The sequence below is a fragment of the Mesorhizobium album genome (assembly GCF_033977205.1).
Taxonomy (GTDB): domain Bacteria; phylum Pseudomonadota; class Alphaproteobacteria; order Rhizobiales; family Rhizobiaceae; genus Mesorhizobium; species Mesorhizobium album.
Genome location: NZ_JAVIIW010000073.1, coordinates 1 through 20,990, shown reverse-complemented (window position 1 = coordinate 20,990; position 20,990 = coordinate 1). Strand labels below are relative to the sequence as shown.

Below are 20,990 nucleotides of genomic sequence, written 5' to 3'. Positions count from 1 at the left end.
CGCAGACGAGGGCGTGGAGGACTGCATCTGCGTGGTGAGCCAATCCCAAGCCCCCTCGAACGGAGTATGCGGAGCTGAGGAAAACTCTTGAAACGAGCTGGCCTGCTGGGCGCCTTCCCCGGCGAACGAACCCGCCTCCTCAGGATCCCGCAACCCGAGCGCTCTGTTCGCCTCAACGACTTGTAGGTATTGCCGAAGGTCGTTGAGACGCAGCTTGGCATGCTTAGTGGCTTGTTCGAAGCCCTTGACATCTCGCATCAACTCACTTTGTTGCTGCTGACCCCCCTTGAGTCGGCTCACTATGCTCCCCTTCTTCTCCCTTTGGAGCCAATCACTAAACCTGCGTTGCACGCTAGCCGCATGGAAAATAGGGGCCTTCTGTTTCGCAGTCGGCTCGGGTCCAAGGTTGCTCAATCTTTCTTGGGTCACAAGGTCGATAAGTTCGGCGTCGTCGGGATAAGCATCCAGGAGGCGCCGCCCCATGATACGCGGGCCGGGCCCGATCTGTTCGATGCCGCACCCTTCCGACATAAGCCTCCGGAGATGATTCAGCGTCGACTGAAGACGGTTCTCAGGGTCGTTACCCTGGGCTTTATACAGGTCTAAATCGTCCGCCAGCGATTCATCTCGAAACCGAGAAGCCAACGGCTCCTTGTCGTTCTCATGGAGCCAGTTGGCGAATTTTTTTGCATGTATCAGGCTGCTGTCAATCGTGTTTTTGGGAACCCCGGCTTGCATGGCTGCCGTTTTGAACCTCTTCATGAGCGCAGCATCTTCGGCAGGAGGGGCAGCCAAGCGCTGTCGGCGGTGGGGGTTGAAATTTGGGGGGCGTTCCTCGACGTTCGCGGCATGGAACTCCTGAAGCACTGTCAATGCCGCATGGATATCTCTTGTGCCAGAGCGTGTCGCAAGTCGATTCAGATCCTCGGGGCGGTCAAGCAAGCTGGACAGCGTTAAGTTCGTGGGCCGTAGCCAGGTGCGGAATTTATGCAGACTCGTCTCCCACCCACTAACGGTCTTTCTCGCACGGCCGGCGGATTGGGCCGCCTCGCTGAACCCCGCAATAAGCCTCTCGTCATCTGTGAGCTCAGCTGGTGGCAGATTGGTTTGTCGTATATTTTCCAATGCCTCTATGATTTGATCTTTGGTTTTCTTGCTGCCGGTAGAGTCAAATTGCTGCGCATACTCCCGTGCATCGTTGTCCAACTCATGGTCGTTCAACCGGTCGGCAATTGGGTCCCTCTCGCGCTGGTTAAGCCATGCACTGAACTGGTGCAATTGAGATGCATTCCTCTGGGCAGTCTGCACGAATGTGCTGCCGAGAGACGCCCTCAAAAACCTGGAAACAAGGATTTTGTCCGCCTCAAAGGGCTCGGTCGGGAGCCGTCGCTTCGCGTAATATATGCGAAGCTCTGAATGAACTACATCCGACGCCGACATTCCGGACGAGTCCTCGCGACAACTCCCCGAAAAGGCTTTGACGACACCCGACTTCACACGTGACCATAGGTGCCGGCCTTTGCCGTCCTTCGTCCGCACAGCAGGAGGCGCTCCCAAGGGCCCGGTGTAGCACGTGCTGCTGAACCCGCCATTTCGTGGCTTGGACTGCGGAGGCATCCACATTGAATCCTCTATGTCAGCGCGCTGGGGGGTTCCATGCGGCTTGGCCGGGCGAGTGTCAGGCATACTAGCTTCAGGGTAAGTAGCATCACTGGGGCGCGCACCAGCGGAACTGAGCTGCAACTCGCTCAGTTGCTGTTCAAAATGTGCTTGATCCGCGGGCATGCCTCCCGATTGTTGCCTCGCCCGCTGCTGTTCCTGCAGAGCAGCGTAGTCGCGCATCCAGGCGTCCGTATCAAACCATCCGTTGTGGGGCTCCAAATCACTCTCCCTAGATGAGACAAATCATAGCTGGACCCAAGCTAAGCTCGGATGCGGAATTTGCATTTCGATCGAACCTAACGGCCGCTTCGAAGGCTTTGCGTTGTTCAACGTCCGGTGTATCTCTCATTTAGCTGTCAAAAGGCTGACGAGCACCTTTGTACGTGCCGGTAATTTCACAGATATTGAAGTGCGCAGCCTGTGGGTGGCAATGACGAGGCTACTGGTTTGCCGGTCTGATGTTTGATGTTCAAACTGGTTGCGAACTCGGATGGCTGAGCGGGAATGAACAGGCAGATATGATCTCCTCGAACGCCACTGACAGACTGCTTCGACGTCACCGTGTCTATTGAGCTCTCGCCGCCTGCGTCCCATCGAGCGATCAGGCCATTGCGGCTCGTTTTGTGGTCACGACACGCGCCCTGTTGCCCAGGACAGTGTCGACACGAGGGTACCGACAGGAATCGAATTTTTTGCAGCTGGCGAACAACGCCTGCATGGTTGCCCGGTCGTCGGTCTGCAGCCGATATGGCAGGCGCGCAATTCCCATCGTTCGGCCTCTTCGGCCACGGAGCGGCCGCAGGGCTGACGATGACGCAGATTGCTCACAAATTTCCAGTTCTCTCAGGCTGTAGCCCGCGCCCGCTGCCGCAGTAGTTCCAGTGGTCTTCGCTTTTAGCAACTTCAGCATTTTGGCTGAGCGCAGGTCAGGTTTATGTAAGGTAAGGACGGCTATGTGCGATGGCCAAAGCTTTGTCATTGTCTCAGGAAAGCAACATTTTGCGAAAGATCGATGTCTGTCGGGTGGTACGGGGGACATCGTCGCCTTTGGCGCATGGCTCGATGACCGCGGTTCCCGTTATTTCCATGCCGCCGACGTGCGCGCGACATCTCCTGCCGCGACTGCTGCGCGTGCTCCGGATTAAGGCAAACTTTGGGAATAGCCGCCGGTGCCGTGCAAGCGATCGCGTCAGGGCGATCCACAAGACCTCGAACGGGACCGATGGGGTCTCACGCATGCTGAGTTGACCAATGGGGTGAGTACTTCGGTCGCATGCGCTTCGAGCGGCTGATGAGGGCATGGCCAGCGTCAGACTTTTCAGAACCCCCGTTTCTTGAAGACCATCTTCGCCTGGGCGCCCGGTCCACCGCACTTCTCGCCCCACGGATGAGCGAATCAGCCTCGACACTATAGGCGGCGCATTGCCCCCATTGGAGATTGGATATGACAGGCATTGGACGATCTGGAAGATCGCACATTGGAGGTGCTGACTCCGGCAGCACGCGGGGATCGAGCGGTCCGTGCTCGCAATCAGGCCGCGCCCCTGAAGAAGGCAGTCAATCGTTCAATTCCGTCGTGCAGCGGATGCACTCTGGGCCTCAAAACCAAGGGACGTCCTCCGCTCCCATTGCGCCCCAAGCCGATAATTCTGCTGGCGGCCGCCCTGCCGGTCCCTCGCTTGGCTCACACCGACTTTTGGCTGCTGCTCTAGGTCAAATCAGTGGGCGGCGTCGTCGTTTCCCCTCGGTGTCGGAGGGCGAGGGGCCAACCCGAGAAGAAGGCTTCTTGCATCCTGATGACGAACCCTGGCGCGGCGATCGATCAGCCGGACCTTCATATACAGCCGCGCGCCCACCGCGTCAGCAAAGCGTGAGCGAACCTGCTGCCAGACCGGGAGAACGACCGATCGACAATAAAGCCGGGCGGGACGGTCACGGCGGAATCTCGCTACGGAACGGACCAAGGCGGCAGCCCGGTGGCGAACCCTGGCGCAGCCATCAAGCGGCCGGAAGCTCGCGCATCGACGCGTTGCCGCCACATCGACAAAGCGTACCCGATCTGGGCGCCAGATCAGGCGAGCGACCTATCGACCATGTAGCTAGGCGGGATGGCCGCACTGCAAACTCGCAAGAACTGCTTAATGGCGCCCTACACGACATCGGTTTCGCTGGTGACATCCGCAAATTCTCAATGGCTGTGGTGCGCTATCGCAGAGATCTGAAGATGCCGGAACTTGCAACATTCCTGCAGCAGGCCGCTGCCCAGTTCACATCTCGATTTGTCACCAACTGGCAGCACGATATCCGCGTCCGGCAAACATGGGGATATGCCACAGTTTGCAATGCAGTGAGCCGCGAGGAAGGCCCGGCAGGCATGGAAGCTTGCCGGGCCATGGCAGCTCAGGTGTCTAGGTTTGCCCACGAACTCATTGATGTCGAGCCCAAAGCGCTTGCGCTCTTGGCGTTATCGTTCAGCCGATATCCACGGGTGCCGGCTTGCCAAAATGGGATGGGCAGAATTGCTGAATTTTGTTGCGAGCAAAGCGGAGTGCTTCGGGAACTCGACAGTCAAAGCCTGGCCCTGTTGGTGAACGGGTTCAGCAAATGGCCGGAACAGGAAAACTCACGCCTTGCCTCGGTCGCAGTCTCCGGTGAGGTCCGTCGCCGCGCCGAACGGACAAACGGCCTCGCCGGTTTTGAGCCACAGCATTTGGCGAATCTGGTGAACGGTTTCAGCAAATGGCCGCAAGAGACGGGGTGTGGCGCGGCCACGGTCGCCATCGCCAGCGAGGTGGGCCGTCGCGCTGGCCAAGCCAACTGGCTCTGTGATTTTCATCCGCAGGAATTGGCCAATTTGGTGAACGGTTTCAGCAAATGGCCGGAAGCTGCAGGCTGCGGTGACGGCACAGGCGCAATCGCTGGTGAGGTGCTTCGCCGCGGCGGCAGCCGGCTCTCTGCTCTTGATTCGCAGAACTTGGCGAACTTGGTGAACGGTTTCAGCAAATGGCCGGAGAGGACAGGCTGTGGCGCGGCCACGGCGGCGATTGCCAAAGAGGTTCTTCGTCGCGGCGCCGATGCGTTATCTGATTTTACTCCGCAGTGTCTGGCAAATCTGGTGAACGGCTTCAGCAAGTGGTCTGACACAGGGGGGTGTGGTGCGGCCACCCTCGCGATCGCGGGTGAGATTCGTCGCCGCGCCAGTGGATCGGATCGGCTCGCCAATTTCACTCACCAGCACCTGGCAAACTTGGTGAACGCCTTTAGCAAGTGGCCTGGACAAGAGAGTTCACGCCTTGCCACTGTCGCGATCGCGGGTGAAGTCCGTCGCCTTGCCAACCGGCTCTCGGGTTTTGATTCGCGGGACTTGGCGAACCTGGTAAACGGCTTCAGCAAGTGGCCTACCGAGTTGGCATGTGCCGAAGCCACGGTCGCGATCGCCTGTCAGATTCGTCGCCGCGCCGATAGGCTGTCCGATTTTACTCCGCAGGCACTAGCGAATCTGGTGAACGGCTTCAGCAAACGGCCGGACCAAGTGAGCTGTAGTAGCGCCACGGTCGCGATCGCTGGTGAGCTGGTTCGCCGCGGCCCCGGCCGACTTTCCAGTTTTGCGCACCAGCATCTGGCAAACCTGGTGAACGGGTTCAGCAAGTGGCCCGATCAGGCGAACTGCCGCGAGGCCGCGCTCGCGATCGCTGGTGAGGTTCTTTGCCGCCGTGCCCGCCGGCTCCCTGGTTTTGATTCGCGCGAGCTGGCGAACCTTGCGCTCGGTTTCAGCAAATGGCCCGATGAAGCAGCCTGTGGTGACGTCACGGTCGCGATCGCTGGTGAGATGCTTCATCGCGGGGACCGTGCCGATGAGCTATCTGCTTTCAGCCCGCAGGATCTGGCACACTTGGCGAACGGTTTCAGCAAATGGCCAAAGCAGGCGGGTTGTGCTGCGGCCACCGTCGCTCTAGCCGGCGAGGTTCGCCGCCGCGCCGACGCGCTGTCCGTCTTTGATCCGCAGGATCTGGCCAACCTGGTAGGTTGCTTCAGCAAATGGCCGGAACAAGTGGAGTGTCGCCGCGCTACCGTCGCGATCGGTTGCGAGATCCGGCGCCGCGCTGACCACGCTGGCCAGCTATCTTATTGTACCCCGCAGTCTCTGGCGAACCTGGTGAACGGCTTCAGCAAGTGGCCGGATGAGACGGGCTGTCGCCAGGCCACCCTTGCGATTGCCGGTGAGGTTCGCCGCCGCGGCGCCCACCTGACCGATTTTACTGCGCAGGAGCAGGCGAACCTGGTGAATGGCTTCAGCAAGTGGCCGGTAGAGGCGGGCTGTCGCGAGGCTACCGTCGCGATCGCCGGCGATGTGCTTCGCCGTGCCTATCGCGCCGAGCAGCTATCTGCTTTCAATCCGCAGGATCTGGCAAATCTGGTTAACGGTTTCAGCAAGTGGACTGACGAGACGGGGTGCGGGGACGCCTCGGTCGCAATTGCTGCTGAAGTTCGTTGTCGCGCCGACCGCACCGGGGGGCTGTCCGATTTCTCCTCGCAGCAACTTGCCATTGTCCTGCATGGCTTCAGCAAATGGCCCGAACAACCGGTATGCCACGGGGCGATCATGGATATCGCGCGCGGGTTCGGCGCGGCGGGTCCAAGATTTAGCACCTTCACTACCGTCGCGCTCGGCACCATCGCCAATATCTTGGGGCGCGGCGTCGTGCGGGGACAGGACGCCGGAGAAATTGCAGACACCGCTCTGCTGAGGGATCGGCTGCATCAGCTGGCCCATCATCTTCATTACGCCAGCGATCGCCTGGAGCAGGCCGACGCGCTAAGCATCGTGCATATCTTCAAGGCGCTGGCGAAGGCGCAGTTGCATGACGATTTGGGTCTACTGGCACGGACAGGCTTGGATCGACTCGAGGCATTGCGTCGGACCTCTGGCTTTGCCCCCGAGAACCTCGAGACCATGGGCAATCTCTGCGCCGCTCTGGTGCCGTTAGCGCGCAGCTCCCAAAGGGCGTTGCGCTGGCACCGCAGGCAGACTTTGAACCTGCTGAACGACATTCAACCAGTCATGGAGCACAAGATCAAGGCGCAACTCAAGGCAAGCGAGGCCGAGCGGATCGCTGGACCGAATTCGAGCCGCTGTCCAGCCTTGTCGATTTATCAAGTGCTCAAGGCCCGTGCTGTCCTTGAGGGGCTTTACAAGAGGCCCTACGTCGATGCCGAAAGTTCCACTTTGAAGCGGCGTCGGGATGAGCTGCATCGCGGAACCAGGGAGATCCTGGCCAGCACGCGCGGCCTCATCGAAGGCGACCTTTCCAACATGAGCTGGAACCTGATCGCGCAGATCGAGGCAGAGGGGCCGGTCGAGGCGCTGGACGAGTTCATGGCCCAGAACGCGGCACTGATCCAGGCCCGACATCCAGCCGCCGTCTTCGATGTCCATAAGGTATTGCGCGCTATGGACCACGAGCCGAGACCGCCGGAGGGTGATGCGGGGCTGATGCAGTTGCCGGTGGTGGACATGCAGGGGCGGCGATTGCCGACGGAGCCCGAGACGCGCTATTCCATTTTCCATCGCCTGACCTCAGGGGCGGTGAAGGTGGTCGCGGTACAACTGCCGGGAAAGCCGAGCGCCTTCATGCTGGGGCGGACATTGAGTGTCGAGGGTGTGCCATACCGGATGGATCTATTCGGCGGCAGCAAGTCAAAACCGCCGAAAAAGACCCTTGCCCAGATCGCCGCCCGCGCTCCAGGCGAAACGGGGGCTCAGGCGCTCGGGGGGAAGCTGCTGGCAATTCCATATGCCGAAACCGCACCGGGTACGGCGTTCGAGCAGCTGTCGCGACACTGGGCGCCATTCAAAGAAGCCTATTATTACACGCAGCGCCGAGGCTTTGCCGCGCCCCCGGCGATCAAAGGTCTAGGGCCCCACGACTACGCACTCGAAGGAGCCTTCAAACTGTCGCTGCTGCCGGACCGTCTGACGGGCGAGGCGCATCCCTTCAGGCTGACCGGGCCGGAAGGCCCGATCGCCTTGCGACCGCATGACGGTTGCGGCTTCATAAAGGCTTCGTTGGCCGAGCGTATGCCGGCTGTTCGTCGGGCCGCTCAAGGCCAAGGTCTCGATCGGGTGGCTGCTTTTGCTGAGGCAAGGAGATCGTCCGTTCCTGCCTCGGCGCTGCAACATTATCCGCGCAGCGAGCTGGTGGCGGATGAGACGCGCGAGAAGGCCAAGACCTGGCTCGACAGCAGAGAAGGACAAGAGCTGGGGGCCGAGGATCTGTTTCGCACCGTGACGGCCGGACACATCGACGCTCCCGGCGCGGTCGCCGTACCGTCCAGTGATGATTGCGTCCATGTGCCCACGCTCAAGAGCGAGACCTTGACGGGGAGGGGTGGCGTGCTGATCGGGCGAGCCCCCTATGACAAGGCCAACCTGCGGCCATTTGGCGCCAAGCAAGTCAGGTCGGCAGGTGATGGGGATCCGACTGCGGCCTTCCTGGATGGCTGCGTAGCCATTCAATACAGTTTCAATGTCGCCGAGAAGAACGGGAAAGAACTGGCGGGCGACGATCCGATGTTTTTTGCCAAAGGCATTCTGATCGTCGTGCCAGACAAGATGTGGCCGGCCGACTACGCCGAGCGTGGGCTGGTGCTGTCCGCCGAAGACGTCAAATCGCATTCGAGCTGGACACACGGCAAGGATCGCGCCAAGGTGGACACGCCGGTCGACAGCATAGGCATCCTCCAGGCGACGGAGGTGTTTGCTCCGGGCTCTTTGGTTGCTATCCCGACCAGTGAACAGAAGAAGCTTGACGGCGACTTCGACGGGGACGCGGTCATCATCATCGGCGACCGACCGCAGCTTTATGAGCATGTGCGGCAGTTCGATGAGAAGGAGCAAGCGCGCGGCGTTCGCTCACTCAAGCCGGCGAAGTCGCATACCCCGGCGCTTAAGGACGATAGCTACCAATTCAGTCGTGCCCGCCAGATCCTTGCCACCACGCAGGACGTCCTGGAAACCTATAGCTGCCTGCAGCGAAACTTTCTGGCGCAGTCCGACGAGGCGCGACGCTGGTTTGCCGAGCGTGCTGTCTTTGGCACCTACGAGGGCATTCACCACGAGCTCAGGCGCGACATCGCTAACCTGTTGAACGCGGAAGAGGTGCGGGGCCAGGATATCCAGGACACGCTCGCCAGGGCGAGGCAGGAGATCGAGGTCGCCCGGCATCCGGTCGCGCGCGAGATGGCCGCGTTGCTCGTGACCGAGCTTGCGGCATGGGCGGCGAAGGCGGATCAGCAAAACTTGTCCGCAACCGTCGAGATCGTGGACGATTTAAGCCCGTCGGTGAGCCCAGCGCTTGCAAACCTCTTCCAGGAATTAGCGGAGAGCTATCCGGCAACGTCCCAGCCGCGCGACCGCGTCCAGCTTTTGCTCGACCACACTCAAGCCCGGATCGATCCTTCCCCAGATGGCTACAATCCGGACGACCTCGTCGAAAGCACAAGCAACCTGCTGAGCCTCGGCATTAAGGTCGGGACGGATGCCTATAAATCCGACACCGGCACCCGCCGGTTTATGAAAAAAGGCCATGAGCTGCAGCGGCTCCTATGCCAGACGCCGGGCTTGCAGCCCGTGCCTTACGTCAAGAGCATGGCGGCGACACTCAGCCAGGGCAGGTTCGATGTCGATGCGACCTTGGAGGAACTCAAAGACAATCCCACGCTGGCGGCTTGCGTCATGGAGGCCTCGATCAAATTCGCCGCACAGAACGGCCTGTTGCCCGAACGCTCCGGCCGCCGCCCTGCCGCCGTGGATTCCGATGTGACGGTAACGCTGAGCCGCCAGGAAGCATCGGAGCAGGCCAAAATCGAGGCGACGCGCGCGAGAGCTGAAGAGGAGGCAATCACCGCAGCGGCAATCTGGGTTGCCGAGAGCCTCAGGCAGGCCGGCATCCCGGTGAACATGCCTCATTTCGATCGCCGGGTGCGATCGGAAGGCTCGATGGCTGAACAGCTCACCGGATTGAACGCCCCCTCTGGCAGCGCGCCGCAGCTGATAAGCAACGCTGTCCGCCACATCTTCGAACTCCCCGACCAGGATTTTACCCGTGGCTTTAAGAAAGCCATCCTGGCCTTCGACGAGCGCGGCTACGCCGAACGCCACACAACCAACTGGTTCAGGATGCGCAATCCGACTTTCAGCGGCATCCAGAGCGTGCTCGCCACACCGCATGGTTATCGCTTCCAGGTTGAGTTCCATACGCCGGCCAGCTACCAAGCCAAGCTCGCCAATCATCACACATACAAGCAGCTGGACCAGCTGCGGCGGGCGGGTGGGGACGCTCCTGCGGAGCAACTCATGCAGCGCGTCATGGAAAACTGCCAGGGCGTTCCAGTCCCCGATGGCGCTCTGGCCGTGCTTCAGTGGGAAGCCGAAGGCGAACGCGGTGCAGGCGCCACTGCGGCCCTGAAATTGCGACCTGTCGGGCAACCAAGCATGCCGCAAACCGTCGGGTCATCACAGGCGAAGGAAGTCGTCGCGGCGCTCGGCAGTCGGCCGGTCGTGCTCGTTGGCATGCCGGGCGCCGGCAAATCCAGCATCGGCCCAGCTCTCGCGAAGCGACTGCAGCTCCACTTCCACGACACGGACAAAATAATCGAAAAGCAGACCCACAAATCGATCTCGCAAATCTTCGAAGAGCAGGGCGAGGCCTACTTCAGGGAGATGGAGGCGAAACTGATCGCCCGTCTGCTGGAGGAAGCGCCCGCGGTGATCGCCACCGGCGGCGGCGCGTTGATGCATGAGCAGAGCCGCCGTCTCATCGGCGACAAGGCGGTCTCGATCTGGCTCGATACCAAGCTGGAGGTTATCAAAAAGCGCCTCAAAAGGGATACCAGCCGCCCGCTGCTGCGAGGCCCTGACCCGGAGCAAAAGATCGCCCAACTGATCGATGAGCGCAGACCATTCTACCAACAAGCCGATCTCACCTTCATCCCGCCTCACCAACAAGACAAAAAGAACGCGGATCCATGCCTCAGCGCGCTACACGCCCATCTGTGCCCAACGCGGCCGCCACTCAGCAATTCGCCAATATTGTTGCGTCACCAGGATAAACCGTAGACAAGCACAGGAACTGAAGGGAGCGTGTGAATGAGCCCTCGGTATCGTTTCAAGTCGCAGGGCAGTGAAAACACCGATACGAGAGAGTAATAACCACCGAAGCGGAGTCAGGGGGGCCATCGTCGATGGCCTCATCGCGCGTCCGGATTTGTTGCCCCCCCAAACGCCACCGCAGCCGCCAAGCGCTCGCTGGCAAAAGCACTCGCTGACGTGCGTCTGAAAAAATAAAGCACCGTTCCGCACCCGCGCTATATACCTATGGACCGCCAGTTTAGCGGCGATCGTGAACGGGTCTATAACGATGGCGCGGCGAGCCCCCTACCATCTGAATTCATCCATCGGCAGAGTTCGCATACTACGAACACGCTTCACATCGAACTGCTTCAATTGCGGCACCGAGCATGACAGCCCCTTCCGATCCCACCTGCCGGGAAAATGGCGCCTTCAAAGCCGCCGTCGCATCGATATGAGCAGGCCAGCCCGTACACGACCATCAGTTTTGTGACAGCGTCCCTTCGTTTTTTTTTGAGCCGTCAGCTTCTCGAAAGCTCGCGCTCTTACTTTGAGCAAGTCGATTTTGAACACTGCATCGCAGCCTCTTGAGGGCAATAAAGGAACCGAGGTACCTGATGGTCGGAGCAATTAGAGGTGGAGGTGGCGGCAACGGTGCTTCCTTGGCTCGTGCGGGCCATGGGGATAGGCAGGATGAGCCCGGCGGGCCTTCTGGTAGTGGCCGACCGGTTGGGGAGGGTGGTCGGGACAGCGGTTCGGTCAGTTCCGGAAGTGACCCGCAAGCCGTAGATCAGAATGCGGCATTCCAGAGTGTTCTGAGTTCCATTGCGGTACAAATGGCGAGCGATACCATGGCTGATTTCGATGACGCCATGGGTGACACGGAAGAGGATGCCTGACGCCGGATCCTTCGGCGTCAGGAGTGTAAGCCGTCAAGCACGGCACAATTCGAACGGAAAGGAAAAACGATATGTCTAAAGTTGCTCCCCCTGCTGGTGGTGGTGCTGCTCCGGCCATTGGCAATATGGCTGCTGACGGGGCTGGGGCTGCCGCCTTCCAGTCGCAAATTGCGGCGCTCACGGCAATGAGCGCAGAGGCGACGCAAAGGAGTGTGATGCTGCGCACCGTTACAACCAACCTTCAAACAATCAAGAAGGTGGCCGACGAGCGCGTTCAGTAACATTGCAAACGGGACGTAGTGTCGTCCCGATCGCTGCCTTGGCAGTGCAATGTGGAGTCAAAATGAGCCGTACGGCCATGCTGTACGGCTCATCTCCTTGTGCGGGAGAGTTCCGTGAATGACGCCATTTCCGTCGATTTCGAGGTGCTGTCGGGCCTCTATTCTGGGCTGACTGGTAATTCGCCTCTGGGGCCGAATGTAATCGGTGGTGGTCTTGAGTCCGATATAATTTTCATCGAGCAAGGGCTAGAGGCGCGTCATCTTCGTATCAGTCTTCTTGGCAATTCGATCGAGGTCGAGGCCCTTGCGGATGGGGTCCGCATAGAGGGCAACCAAAATGTTGCAGCAGGCGAGCGCGTTGTTGTGTCTCTTCCTGTCGTCATTCATGTGGGCGCGATGTCCATTCTCTGGTCCGTTCAAGATGCCGGGCAAAAGCGCCCCATTGGCATGCGTCGCCTCTCAATGCCAGTGATAGCCGTCGTCTTGCTGAGCTGCATTGGAGTCGGCGCGCTCTCAACCATTTTTTCCCTCTACGGCAGCGCCAGTGGATTGAGCGCCAATCCTACTAACCCCGCACCTATATCGAAGGTAACCATCAACCGCCCTGGTGATCAGAGCGTCCAGTTAGCGGCGAAAGCGCTGCAAGACGAAATTGATCGGGCGCAGTTATTCGATATCAAGATCAAATCCGCAGACAGTGTTGTTACCGCCGAGGGCACCGTCACGCCTGCCTTGGTCTCCAAGTGGCAGAAGATCCAACAGCGGTTCGATCATCGCACGAATGGAGCGCTAACACTCGTGAACGGTGTGGTGATCAAAGAGGACAAGGCGCCATCAGCAATCCCCATTGAAGCTGTTTGGCGCGGGAATCTGCCACATCTTCTGATCGGTGGGCAGAAGTATTTCGTCGGCGCTCTATTGGATAATGGATGGATGGTCGATCGGATTGAGGACGCTCATGTGCTGCTGAGCCGAAATGGCCGCGTTGCTGCGCTCCCTTATTAAACTTCCAGGTTCGGTAGGAGAACTCCATGGTCAAGATGTCCAGCTACCCTGTCGGCTCCGGCACCTCGGCGCGCGATCTTAACATCGAGCCTGCAGGAGCAGCCGAGCCGGCCAATGATGGAACCAAGAATGCGGGGAAAATCGCGCTTACGAATATGGAGATCGATCGCGCTCATGCAAATAGTAGCAAGAAGCATGCATCGACTTTGCGGCGTGCGCACGCGCACGATATGCCGCTCGCACGCACGGCCAACGGATCGTTGGGAATTAGTGAAATCGAGGCGGTCACGCGCGTCAGCCCAAGCGAGAGCACTCAGATCAGTGAGATCGAGCCCCGCGCTGCAATGGCCGCTCTTTATGGCCATACTCTCGCACGTAGCCAGCTCTCCTTCATCACGCCACGCCTACGTCATCCGGAAATCCTGCGCGAAGGGAAGCGTGGTGTTCTTCTGGAGGCCTTGGTCGACGCGCTAGCGGCGGTACCTGAGGATTCGGTGGCGCGTGAAGGTATTTCCGCCCTCCAAGAGGAGTTCCGGCGGCTGGTGCTGTTGCGACAGAACCGGAACAGCTTGATCAAGGCGAGCGAAGGTCGACCTGGATGAAGAATAACACTCAAATGTTACGTCATCCCGTCGGGACACACGTTGCCAAAGACCGGTGATGTCGTGCTGATTTCCGAGCAGGAGCGAGATTTGCTCTGCGCCCTTTCCTATGCCCACCTAGCGTGTGGGCAGAGCGCCCAAAGCCTAGCCTTGTTGCGGCTCGCCGTCAGCGACAATTCTCAAGATGTCAGCCTGCTACGGATTTTCGCCTATGCGCTGATTGCTGAGGGTCTCGGCGATGAAGCACTGACGATCCTGGACAGGCTGGACGTACTTGATGACCAGCAATCTTCTCGCGTCCCTCTCACTCTCATGCGTAGCCATGCGCTGCTGCGAGCCCGTCGCATGGACGAGGCGCGAGCCGTTTTCCAAAGCTACGTTTCACTTCGCAGCGGCACAGTTCTTCTCAAACAAACATAAAGAAGGTCGCAATGGCGAACCTCATGCGCAACTTCATCGCGCGAGCGCCGGCCAACCCGGATATAATGGTCGCGTTAATGCTGCTTCTGGCGATCGGCATGATGATCATGCCAATCCCAATCGCGGTCGTTGACGTCCTGATCGGATTCAACCTCGGATTCGCCATACTTCTTCTAATGGTTGCCCTGTATGTCGGCACGCCACTTGAACTTTCTTCCCTGCCCGGCGTCATTTTGATCTCTACGGTGTTCCGCCTCGCGCTTACCATTGCAACGTCGCGACTAATCCTTGCGGAGGGGGAGGCCGGCAGCATCATCCACACGTTCGGCGATTTCGTAATCTCAGGCAACATCGTCGTAGGTTTTGTCATCTTTCTAGTGGTGACCATGGTCCAGTTCATGGTTCTCGCAAAGGGTGCCGAACGCGTTGCAGAAGTGGCGGCGCGATTCACGCTGGACGCTCTGCCAGGCAAGCAAATGGCGATCGATGCCGAGCTAAGGAATGGCCACATCGATGAGCATGAATCTCGTAGGCGGCGCGCCATGTTGGAGAAAGAAAGCCAACTTTATGGCGCTATGGACGGGGCCATGAAGTTCGTAAAGGGCGATGCCATCGCCGGGCTGGTGGTTATCTGTATCAACTTGCTGGGCGGAGTTTCCATCGGGCTGTCTAAGGGTTTGCCCTTCGGCGAGGTGCTGCACCAATACACTCTGCTGACCATAGGTGATGCATTAATCTCACAGATTCCGGCGCTGCTGCTGTCGATTTCATCGGCGACCATAGTCACGCGTGTAGGTGGGGCCGGGAGACTCAACCTTGGTGCCGACATAGCCGGCCAGCTCACCGCCAATACGCGGGCATTGAGGCTGGCTGCTGGTGTCATGGTTGCGATGGGGTTTGTTCCCGGCTTCCCTCTGCCCGTCTTTCTCGTGTTGGCCGCAGTCTTCGCGACGGCAAGTTTTACCAAAGGTGATAAGCAAAACGGCGACAATGCAAATGCTACCACTGCAGCTCCCGGGGAGCCAAAAAAGCAAACCCCACCTCCGGAAGGAGGTCCGATCACCCTGCTCCTTGCACCGAGCCTTGGAGATGCGATCAACCAAACCGAATTGCAACAGCACATTGAGCGCGTTTCGGAACTGGTCTCATCTGACCTCGGCATCATTGTTCCTCGCATCCCTGTTGCAGTCGAACAGCAGTTGCCGGACCCGCAGTTCAGGATAGATGTCGAGGGCGTACCGGTCGAACAGGATGCGATTGATCCGACGCAGCTAAGGCTCACCGACGATCTGGCCAATATTGAATTGAGCGGCATCCCCTTCCAGCATGACCCACAAGCGGGCAAGATCTGGGTCGAACAAAGCCATGCGTCGGCTCTCAATGACGCCGGCATCGGCTATCACAGTCCCATCGAACTTATTGCATCGCGAGTCCAGGCAACGCTGACGCGCCGTGCGCGGCGCTTGGTGGGCATCCAAGAGACGCGTGAATTGCTGGGCCGAATGGAGCAGAAATATGCCGATTTGGTGAAGGAGGTGCTACGCACGACGCCGATCCCCCGGATTGCCGATGTCCTGCGCCGTCTACTGGACGAAGATATCCCGATCCGCAACACCCGCCTCGTCTTGGAGGCATTGGCCGAATGGGGGGAGCAGGAGCAAAACGTCGCATTGTTGACCGAATATGTTCGTTCGGGTCTGACGCGACAGATCTGTCATCGTTTTGCCAACGCTCAGGGTGTCGTGCCCGCCTTTATTATCGAACGTGAAACCGAGAATTTGGTGCGCGGCGCGATACGTGATTCGGCTGTTGGTCCCTACCTCGTATTGGGGGACGGGCAAAGTGAGATGCTGCTGTCACAAATGCGGCAGATCCATTCGAACCCTGCGCCGGGTCAGCGGCATCCTGTCATATTGGCTTCAATGGATGTCCGACGCTTCGTCCGCGGTTTCCTTACCCGCAACGGGATCGATCTCGCCGTTTTGTCTTATCAGGACCTGGATTCGGAGTTTACGATTCAGCCCGTCGGATCCGTCAAGCTCACCGCTGCAACGAATCGTGAAACGTCAGGAGATCGTAACAATTTGCGCGTTGAGCCCAGCTGAAGTGCGTGACATTAGTCGTAAGGATAGCGGCATTCACATGAGAACAACAGTCATTTCGCAGTTGCGTTCAGTTCGTCTGGCGTCAGTTCCCTTCGCAATACTTGTCATTCTTCCTCTCGGCGGTTGCGCTAGCTGGGGCACACAAGCTCTTTCAGTGAAGGAGACGCCGTCACCCGAGTTGCTCGGTGCCAAGGATATCAATCCGGCCACGCGCGAACGCATCTTGAGCTCCGTTGGTCAGGATGCTCACGAGCGGGCTTTGCGGGATCAGCTGCAGCAGCAACCAGGCAATGTCGACGCGGCGATCCAGCTTACGAAAGCCCTACTAGCAAGGAAACTCCCGACGGAGGCGCTTCAGGTGCTCGACGGGGTTTTGATTGCGGCTCCAGGCAACTTGCGCACATTGAACGCGAAGGGAGTTGTGCTCGACATTTGCGGACGGCATGGCGCGGCACAAGCGCTATATCGCCAAGCGCTCAGGAAAGAACCCGGGAACCAGATGTTGGTCAACAACCTTAACCGCTCACTCGCGCTTGACGAGAAGTCCGGACGGAGTGCGCCGGCACGATCGCGGTAGACTGGCATTCGCGCGGAAGCTCATCGCAGGCGATCAACATAGTCGCAGCAGCTTTTCATCAGTTGTTCCCCATTCTCCCCGCAAAACCTGACGAGCCCGAAATCAGCGCGAAAAAGCGTGGTCCATAGGTACGCGAATTGATCTCTCAAATGCTCAAATCCAGTAAGTGTGCGCCTTCTACGGCAATCAAACAGGGTATGTCTCCGAAGGTACGTGCCTTGAAACTTGAAGGCGCAGAAGAGGGTGCTTGTCGCTACGACATGAGATGTGGTTCAGAAAGGGCGCGGCATTTTGTTGTCAATGAAGAACTGGCGCGTGTCTCATCGGGTGATCCAGCTCAGTACCGGGGCAGTGCGGTTCAGCAAGAGCGTCCAAGTGGAATTTTTTCGAGTGTCTATTCTTGTGAAATCGGGCGTACCTTTCAGCTGGCCGACTGGTGCGAAGGACTATGAAAAAGGGGCCTCTAACCGACCTTTTAGTCGAACGGTTTGAGACGATGCCGCCTCAGCTCCAGCGGGCTGCCCGGTTTGTGTTGGACCATCCGCAGGACGTCGCGTTGATGTCCATGCGCGAGCAAGCGCATTTAGCGGGTGTGTCCCACACGACCATGATGAGGCTAGCGCGATGGCTCGACCTCGACCGCTACGAAGACATGCGCAGCATTTATGCGAAGGCCCTGCGCACGTCTGCCGAATCGCCGCTGCCTGAGCGTCGGCAAGATGGCGATGGCAGTTACTCAACGGTCGGAGTCGTCGCGGGCACGCTGGCAGCGGAAATCGCGAGGCTCGGGGAATGCGCGAACGCGATGCAGCTGACGGCTGCTGCCAGTGTCCTTGCCGAGAGCCGAAATCTCTTCAGCCTTGGCCTGCGCGCAGAGCATCCGGTGGCACAGCATTTTGCCTACACGCTGTCACGGCTCGGCCGGCCGGCGGTCGTTCTTGATGCGGCCGGGGGACTCGGCATCGATGCCTTGCGAGGTGTCGGGAAAGGCGACGTAGTGCTGGCGGTAGGCATCGAGCCTTACTGTCGTGCAACCATCGAAACGGCTAGGCAAGCAGCGCGCCAAGGAGTGGCTGTGGTTGCCATCACCGACAGCAGCGTATCGCCGCTCGCCCGTATGGCCAAGGCAAGCGTCATTGTAATTAGCAATCCTCAATCCTTCTTCAAAAGTATCGCGCCGGCTCTGGTAGCAAGCGAGATCTTGGCCAAGTTGATCGCTGCCAAGTCCGGATTGAATGTCTATGAGGTCGTGAAGGAAATCGAGCGCCAGCTGGCGGAGCTCGATGTCTTCTGGAAACGATAGTGGAAGCGCAGCGGGTGGGCGAAATGTAATCCAAACCGCTGGTACCGGGATTAGCGCGTTTCCGGAAATTACTTGATGATTACCCGCGTGATTATCCGCGCGAGACGACATGGAAGGCTGCGCCTTTCGCAAGCGCCTGAGGCAATACGCACGCTCACCTAGGTTGCCGCGCCGCAAGGCTGCATAGGCGAGGCGCGGCATCACCAGATCCGACAGCTTCGCAACGGCGGCTGGACGGGGCTCGTCGAACGGGAAGATCGGCGGGCCGTGCAGCGAGTTCCTCCTTCGCGTCTGGAGGGATGATCTCGACTGCGTCCTGCCGCGCTCTCGGTCCGTCAGCCTGTCGACAGCTGAGCCCCATAGAACAGTTTCCAGCCGCCAGGGCGGCTTGAGCTGCTCGGAACAGGCAAGGGAGATACGATGGGTCCCTTTAGCAATATCAATCGGTCCCACGTCTCAGATTTCGCTCGCACAGACGATGCAGGCTCGCAACAGCAGCAGACGAACCAGGCGCGTTTTCAGGAGCATCTGAACGCGTTGCAGCCGGGCCAGCATCGGCAAGCTGTTCCAAACAGCCGTCTCGCCAGGCGGCGGACTGGCTCAAATGCAGATGCGGTTGGACCGAGGATGCTGCAAGAGGAGGGCGCCGGGGAAGGCGGTTCGCACTTGCCCTTTGCTCCACCAGCTCACTCACCTGCGCAGAGTTTTGACCAGGACGAGCTCTTTGCCGCCGCCGACCGCGCCGGGCCGTTGCCGGCCGCAAGTTTCGCTTCGGCGCAGTTCTGGCAGGATGCGGAGCGGGTGGTCCACTCAACCGCGCAAAGTGTCGATCAGCCGCGGAGCCGCGCAGCGATTGGGCGCGCTTGCGAAGCTTCGAGTTCCATGCCGCCGCCGCGGGTCAACCTGCCCGCTACGGGATTTGGAAGCGCACCCGATGTCGTGAACTTCGCTCACGTCGTCGCGGACGCATATCGGCCTGCGGCCAATCAACAGGGCGATCTGACCGGCGCGCGCCATACAACGCCGGCCGAGGCGTCGCACCAGGCTTCCGTCGTTCAGCAAACGCGCCGCCGCAAGCGCGGCCGCGAGCATCCGGACGAGGTGCTTTTTGCCGCCTACCGTGCCGAGGCGGCTAAAACAGCCAAGGTGGGTGAAAGCTCGATTGCTGGCGATATAGTGGCGCTGCGCAAGTTCAGCAAATGGCTTGACGAGAACCACCAGAGCCAAATCAACGGTCGGATTGAGGATGGGCAGCTGGTCGGTCTGGTGAAGGACTTTGCGGGCAACGATGCCGTACTGCTGGGCGACACCAAAGTGGCGTTGGGAAGGCTCCGGCAGCATTCTGCCGGACAGCCTGTGACGGCTGCTTCGGCTGTTCGACCCGGCACGAAGGACGATGAGGAACTCTTCGCCCAATACCGGGCAAAAGCCGTGGTCAAAGGATCAGCCGTGAGGCGCGATCTAGCGGCCTTACGCAAGTTCAGCAAATGGCTCGCCGAGAACCACCGCACGCAAATCGCCGGCCGGATTGAGGACCCCGGGTTGGACGCGCTGGCGAAGGACTTCGCGGAGCGCGATGACGAGCGTATCAATCCGGCGTTGAAGAGGCTCCGGCAAGCTTCTGCCAGACAGCCTGGGACGGCTGCTTCGAATGTTCGACCTGGCACCAAAGACTATGAGCAACTCTTTGCCCAGGCTGCCGGCCTCGAAGAAGGGACCAGGGGAGGCGATTTGACCGGCGCGCGCCAAACAATGCCGGCCGCGGCGCCGCACCAGGCTTCCCTCGTTCAGCAAACGCGCAGCCGCAAGCAGGTCCGAGAGCACCCGGACGAGGCGCTTTTTGCCGCCTACCGTGCCGAGGCGGCGAACACAGCCAAGGTGAGTGGACCCTCGATTGATCGCGATACAACGGCGCTGCGCAAGTTCAGCAAATGGCTGGCCGAGAACCACCAGAGCCAAATCGACGGTCGGATTGATGACGAGCAGCTCGACAGCCTGGCGAAGAACTTCGCGGGCAACGATGCCGGACTACTGAGCGACACCAACGTGGCGTTGGGAAGGCTCCGGCAGGCTTCTGCCGGACGGCCTGTGACGGCTGCTTCGACTGTTCGACGACCCGGCACGAAGGACGATGATGAACTCTTCGCCCAATACCGGGCAAAAGCCAGGGCCCACCTCAAAGAACCAACCGTGAGGGCCGATCTAGCGGTGCTGCGCAAGTTCAGCAAATGGCTTTACGAAAACCACCGGACGCAGATCACCGGCCGGATTGAGGACCCGGGGTTGGACGCGCTCGCGAAGGACTTCGCGGAGCGCGAGAGGGCGCGTGTCAACCCGGCGCTGAAGAGGCTCCGGCAAGCTTCTGTCGGAGAGCCTCTGACGGCTTCGAATGTTCGACCTGGCACCAAGGACGATGAGGAACTCTTCGCCCAATACCGGGCAATAGCCGTGGCCCGCCTCAAAGAAGGAACCATGTGGCACGATCTAGCGTCGCTGCGCAAATTCAGTGCATGGCTTGACGAGAATCACCGGACTCAGATCGCCGGCAGGCTAGATGATCGGCAGTTGGACAGTCTGGCGAAGGACTTTTCGGGCAACCATCCCAAACTACTGAGCGAAATCAACGTGGCGTTGGGAAGGCTGCGGCAAGCCTATGCCGGACAGACTGTCACAACAGCTAAAACTCGCCCCGTCAACGAAGAGAACCAGGTGATCGAAGATGCATGTCGGGCAGCTGCAAGCAGGTACGGTCAAGTCACGCTAACGATCTATCGGAGTCATTTGTGTCGTTTCAACGGGTGGCTTAGTCAGAACTTCGGCAAGGGCATTGCCCAGATTGAACCCGCGGTGCTGAGCCGGGCGGTTGACGAATACAAGAAGAACGCAGCCCCCGTCTTCGGCACAGCCTGGGGCTTTCTGCAGAAATACCGGCAAATGGTCGCAGCCAACAATGCGCTGGGCTTGGCAGCCCATGGGCAAGCGGCCCCGCGCGAGCAGCCAAGCGGC

Annotated in this window: 8 protein-coding genes and 2 pseudogenes; 9 read left to right on the top strand and 1 reads right to left on the bottom strand. The window is 59.6% G+C overall.

What is annotated here, in order from left to right; all coding sequences use genetic code 11:
- Positions 1 to 1,278, bottom strand: a pseudogene (locus tag RFN28_RS32990) (hypothetical protein); the annotation flags it as partial.
- Between the two features lie 2,575 nt (positions 1,279 to 3,853).
- On the opposite strand from RFN28_RS32990, the gene RFN28_RS32985 reads away from it, so the two are divergent.
- From RFN28_RS32985 to RFN28_RS32945, 9 genes and pseudogenes are all read left to right on the top strand, one after another.
- Positions 3,854 to 10,780: a shikimate kinase gene (locus RFN28_RS32985; RefSeq protein ID WP_320291334.1), complete on the top strand. Its 6,927-nt coding sequence runs from the start codon at positions 3,854 to 3,856 to the stop codon at positions 10,778 to 10,780.
- Positions 10,781 to 11,762: 982 nt separating this feature from the next.
- Positions 11,763 to 11,972 (top strand): nodulation protein NopA, encoded by a 210-nt coding sequence (locus RFN28_RS32980; RefSeq protein WP_320223950.1) that lies wholly within the window; start codon positions 11,763 to 11,765, stop codon positions 11,970 to 11,972.
- 114 nt (positions 11,973 to 12,086) lie between these two features.
- On the top strand, positions 12,087 to 12,977 hold the full coding sequence (locus RFN28_RS32975) for a SctD/MshK family protein (protein ID WP_320223951.1): 891 nt from the start codon (positions 12,087 to 12,089) through the stop codon (positions 12,975 to 12,977).
- 26 nt (positions 12,978 to 13,003) lie between these two features.
- Positions 13,004 to 13,579: a hypothetical protein gene (locus tag RFN28_RS32970; RefSeq protein ID WP_320223952.1), complete on the top strand. Its 576-nt coding sequence runs from the start codon at positions 13,004 to 13,006 to the stop codon at positions 13,577 to 13,579.
- Positions 13,580 to 13,621: 42 nt separating this feature from the next.
- The gene (locus tag RFN28_RS32965; RefSeq protein WP_320217578.1) at positions 13,622 to 13,999 is read left to right on the top strand and encodes a histidine kinase; all 378 of its coding nucleotides are present in this window, start codon (positions 13,622 to 13,624) and stop codon (positions 13,997 to 13,999) included.
- Between the two features lie 11 nt (positions 14,000 to 14,010).
- Positions 14,011 to 16,104, top strand: coding sequence for a type III secretion system export apparatus subunit SctV (gene sctV / locus RFN28_RS32960; RefSeq protein ID WP_320223953.1), 2,094 nt, complete (start codon positions 14,011 to 14,013; stop codon positions 16,102 to 16,104).
- A gap of 37 nt (positions 16,105 to 16,141) precedes the next feature.
- Positions 16,142 to 16,681 carry a hypothetical protein gene (locus tag RFN28_RS32955; protein WP_320223954.1) on the top strand — a complete coding sequence of 180 codons (540 nt, stop codon included), beginning with the start codon at positions 16,142 to 16,144 and terminating at the stop codon, positions 16,679 to 16,681.
- A gap of 559 nt (positions 16,682 to 17,240) precedes the next feature.
- Positions 17,241 to 17,984, top strand: a complete 744-nt coding sequence (locus RFN28_RS32950) for a MurR/RpiR family transcriptional regulator (RefSeq protein ID WP_320223955.1) — start codon at positions 17,241 to 17,243, stop codon at positions 17,982 to 17,984.
- Between the two features lie 627 nt (positions 17,985 to 18,611).
- A pseudogene (locus tag RFN28_RS32945) lies at positions 18,612 to 20,990 on the top strand (hypothetical protein); the annotation flags it as partial.

Excerpts from the sequence above, each read along its gene's own strand:
- RFN28_RS32985 (WP_320291334.1), top strand. The coding sequence starts at position 3,854 with ATGGCTGTGGTGCGCTATCGCAGAGATCTGAAGATGCCGGAACTTGCA.
- RFN28_RS32955 (WP_320223954.1), top strand. The coding sequence starts at position 16,142 with ATGAGAACAACAGTCATTTCGCAGTTGCGTTCAGTTCGTCTGGCGTCA.
- RFN28_RS32980 (WP_320223950.1), top strand. The coding sequence starts at position 11,763 with ATGTCTAAAGTTGCTCCCCCTGCTGGTGGTGGTGCTGCTCCGGCCATT.
- sctV (WP_320223953.1), top strand. The coding sequence starts at position 14,011 with ATGGCGAACCTCATGCGCAACTTCATCGCGCGAGCGCCGGCCAACCCG.
- RFN28_RS32970 (WP_320223952.1), top strand. The coding sequence starts at position 13,004 with ATGGTCAAGATGTCCAGCTACCCTGTCGGCTCCGGCACCTCGGCGCGC.
- RFN28_RS32950 (WP_320223955.1), top strand. The coding sequence starts at position 17,241 with ATGTCCATGCGCGAGCAAGCGCATTTAGCGGGTGTGTCCCACACGACC.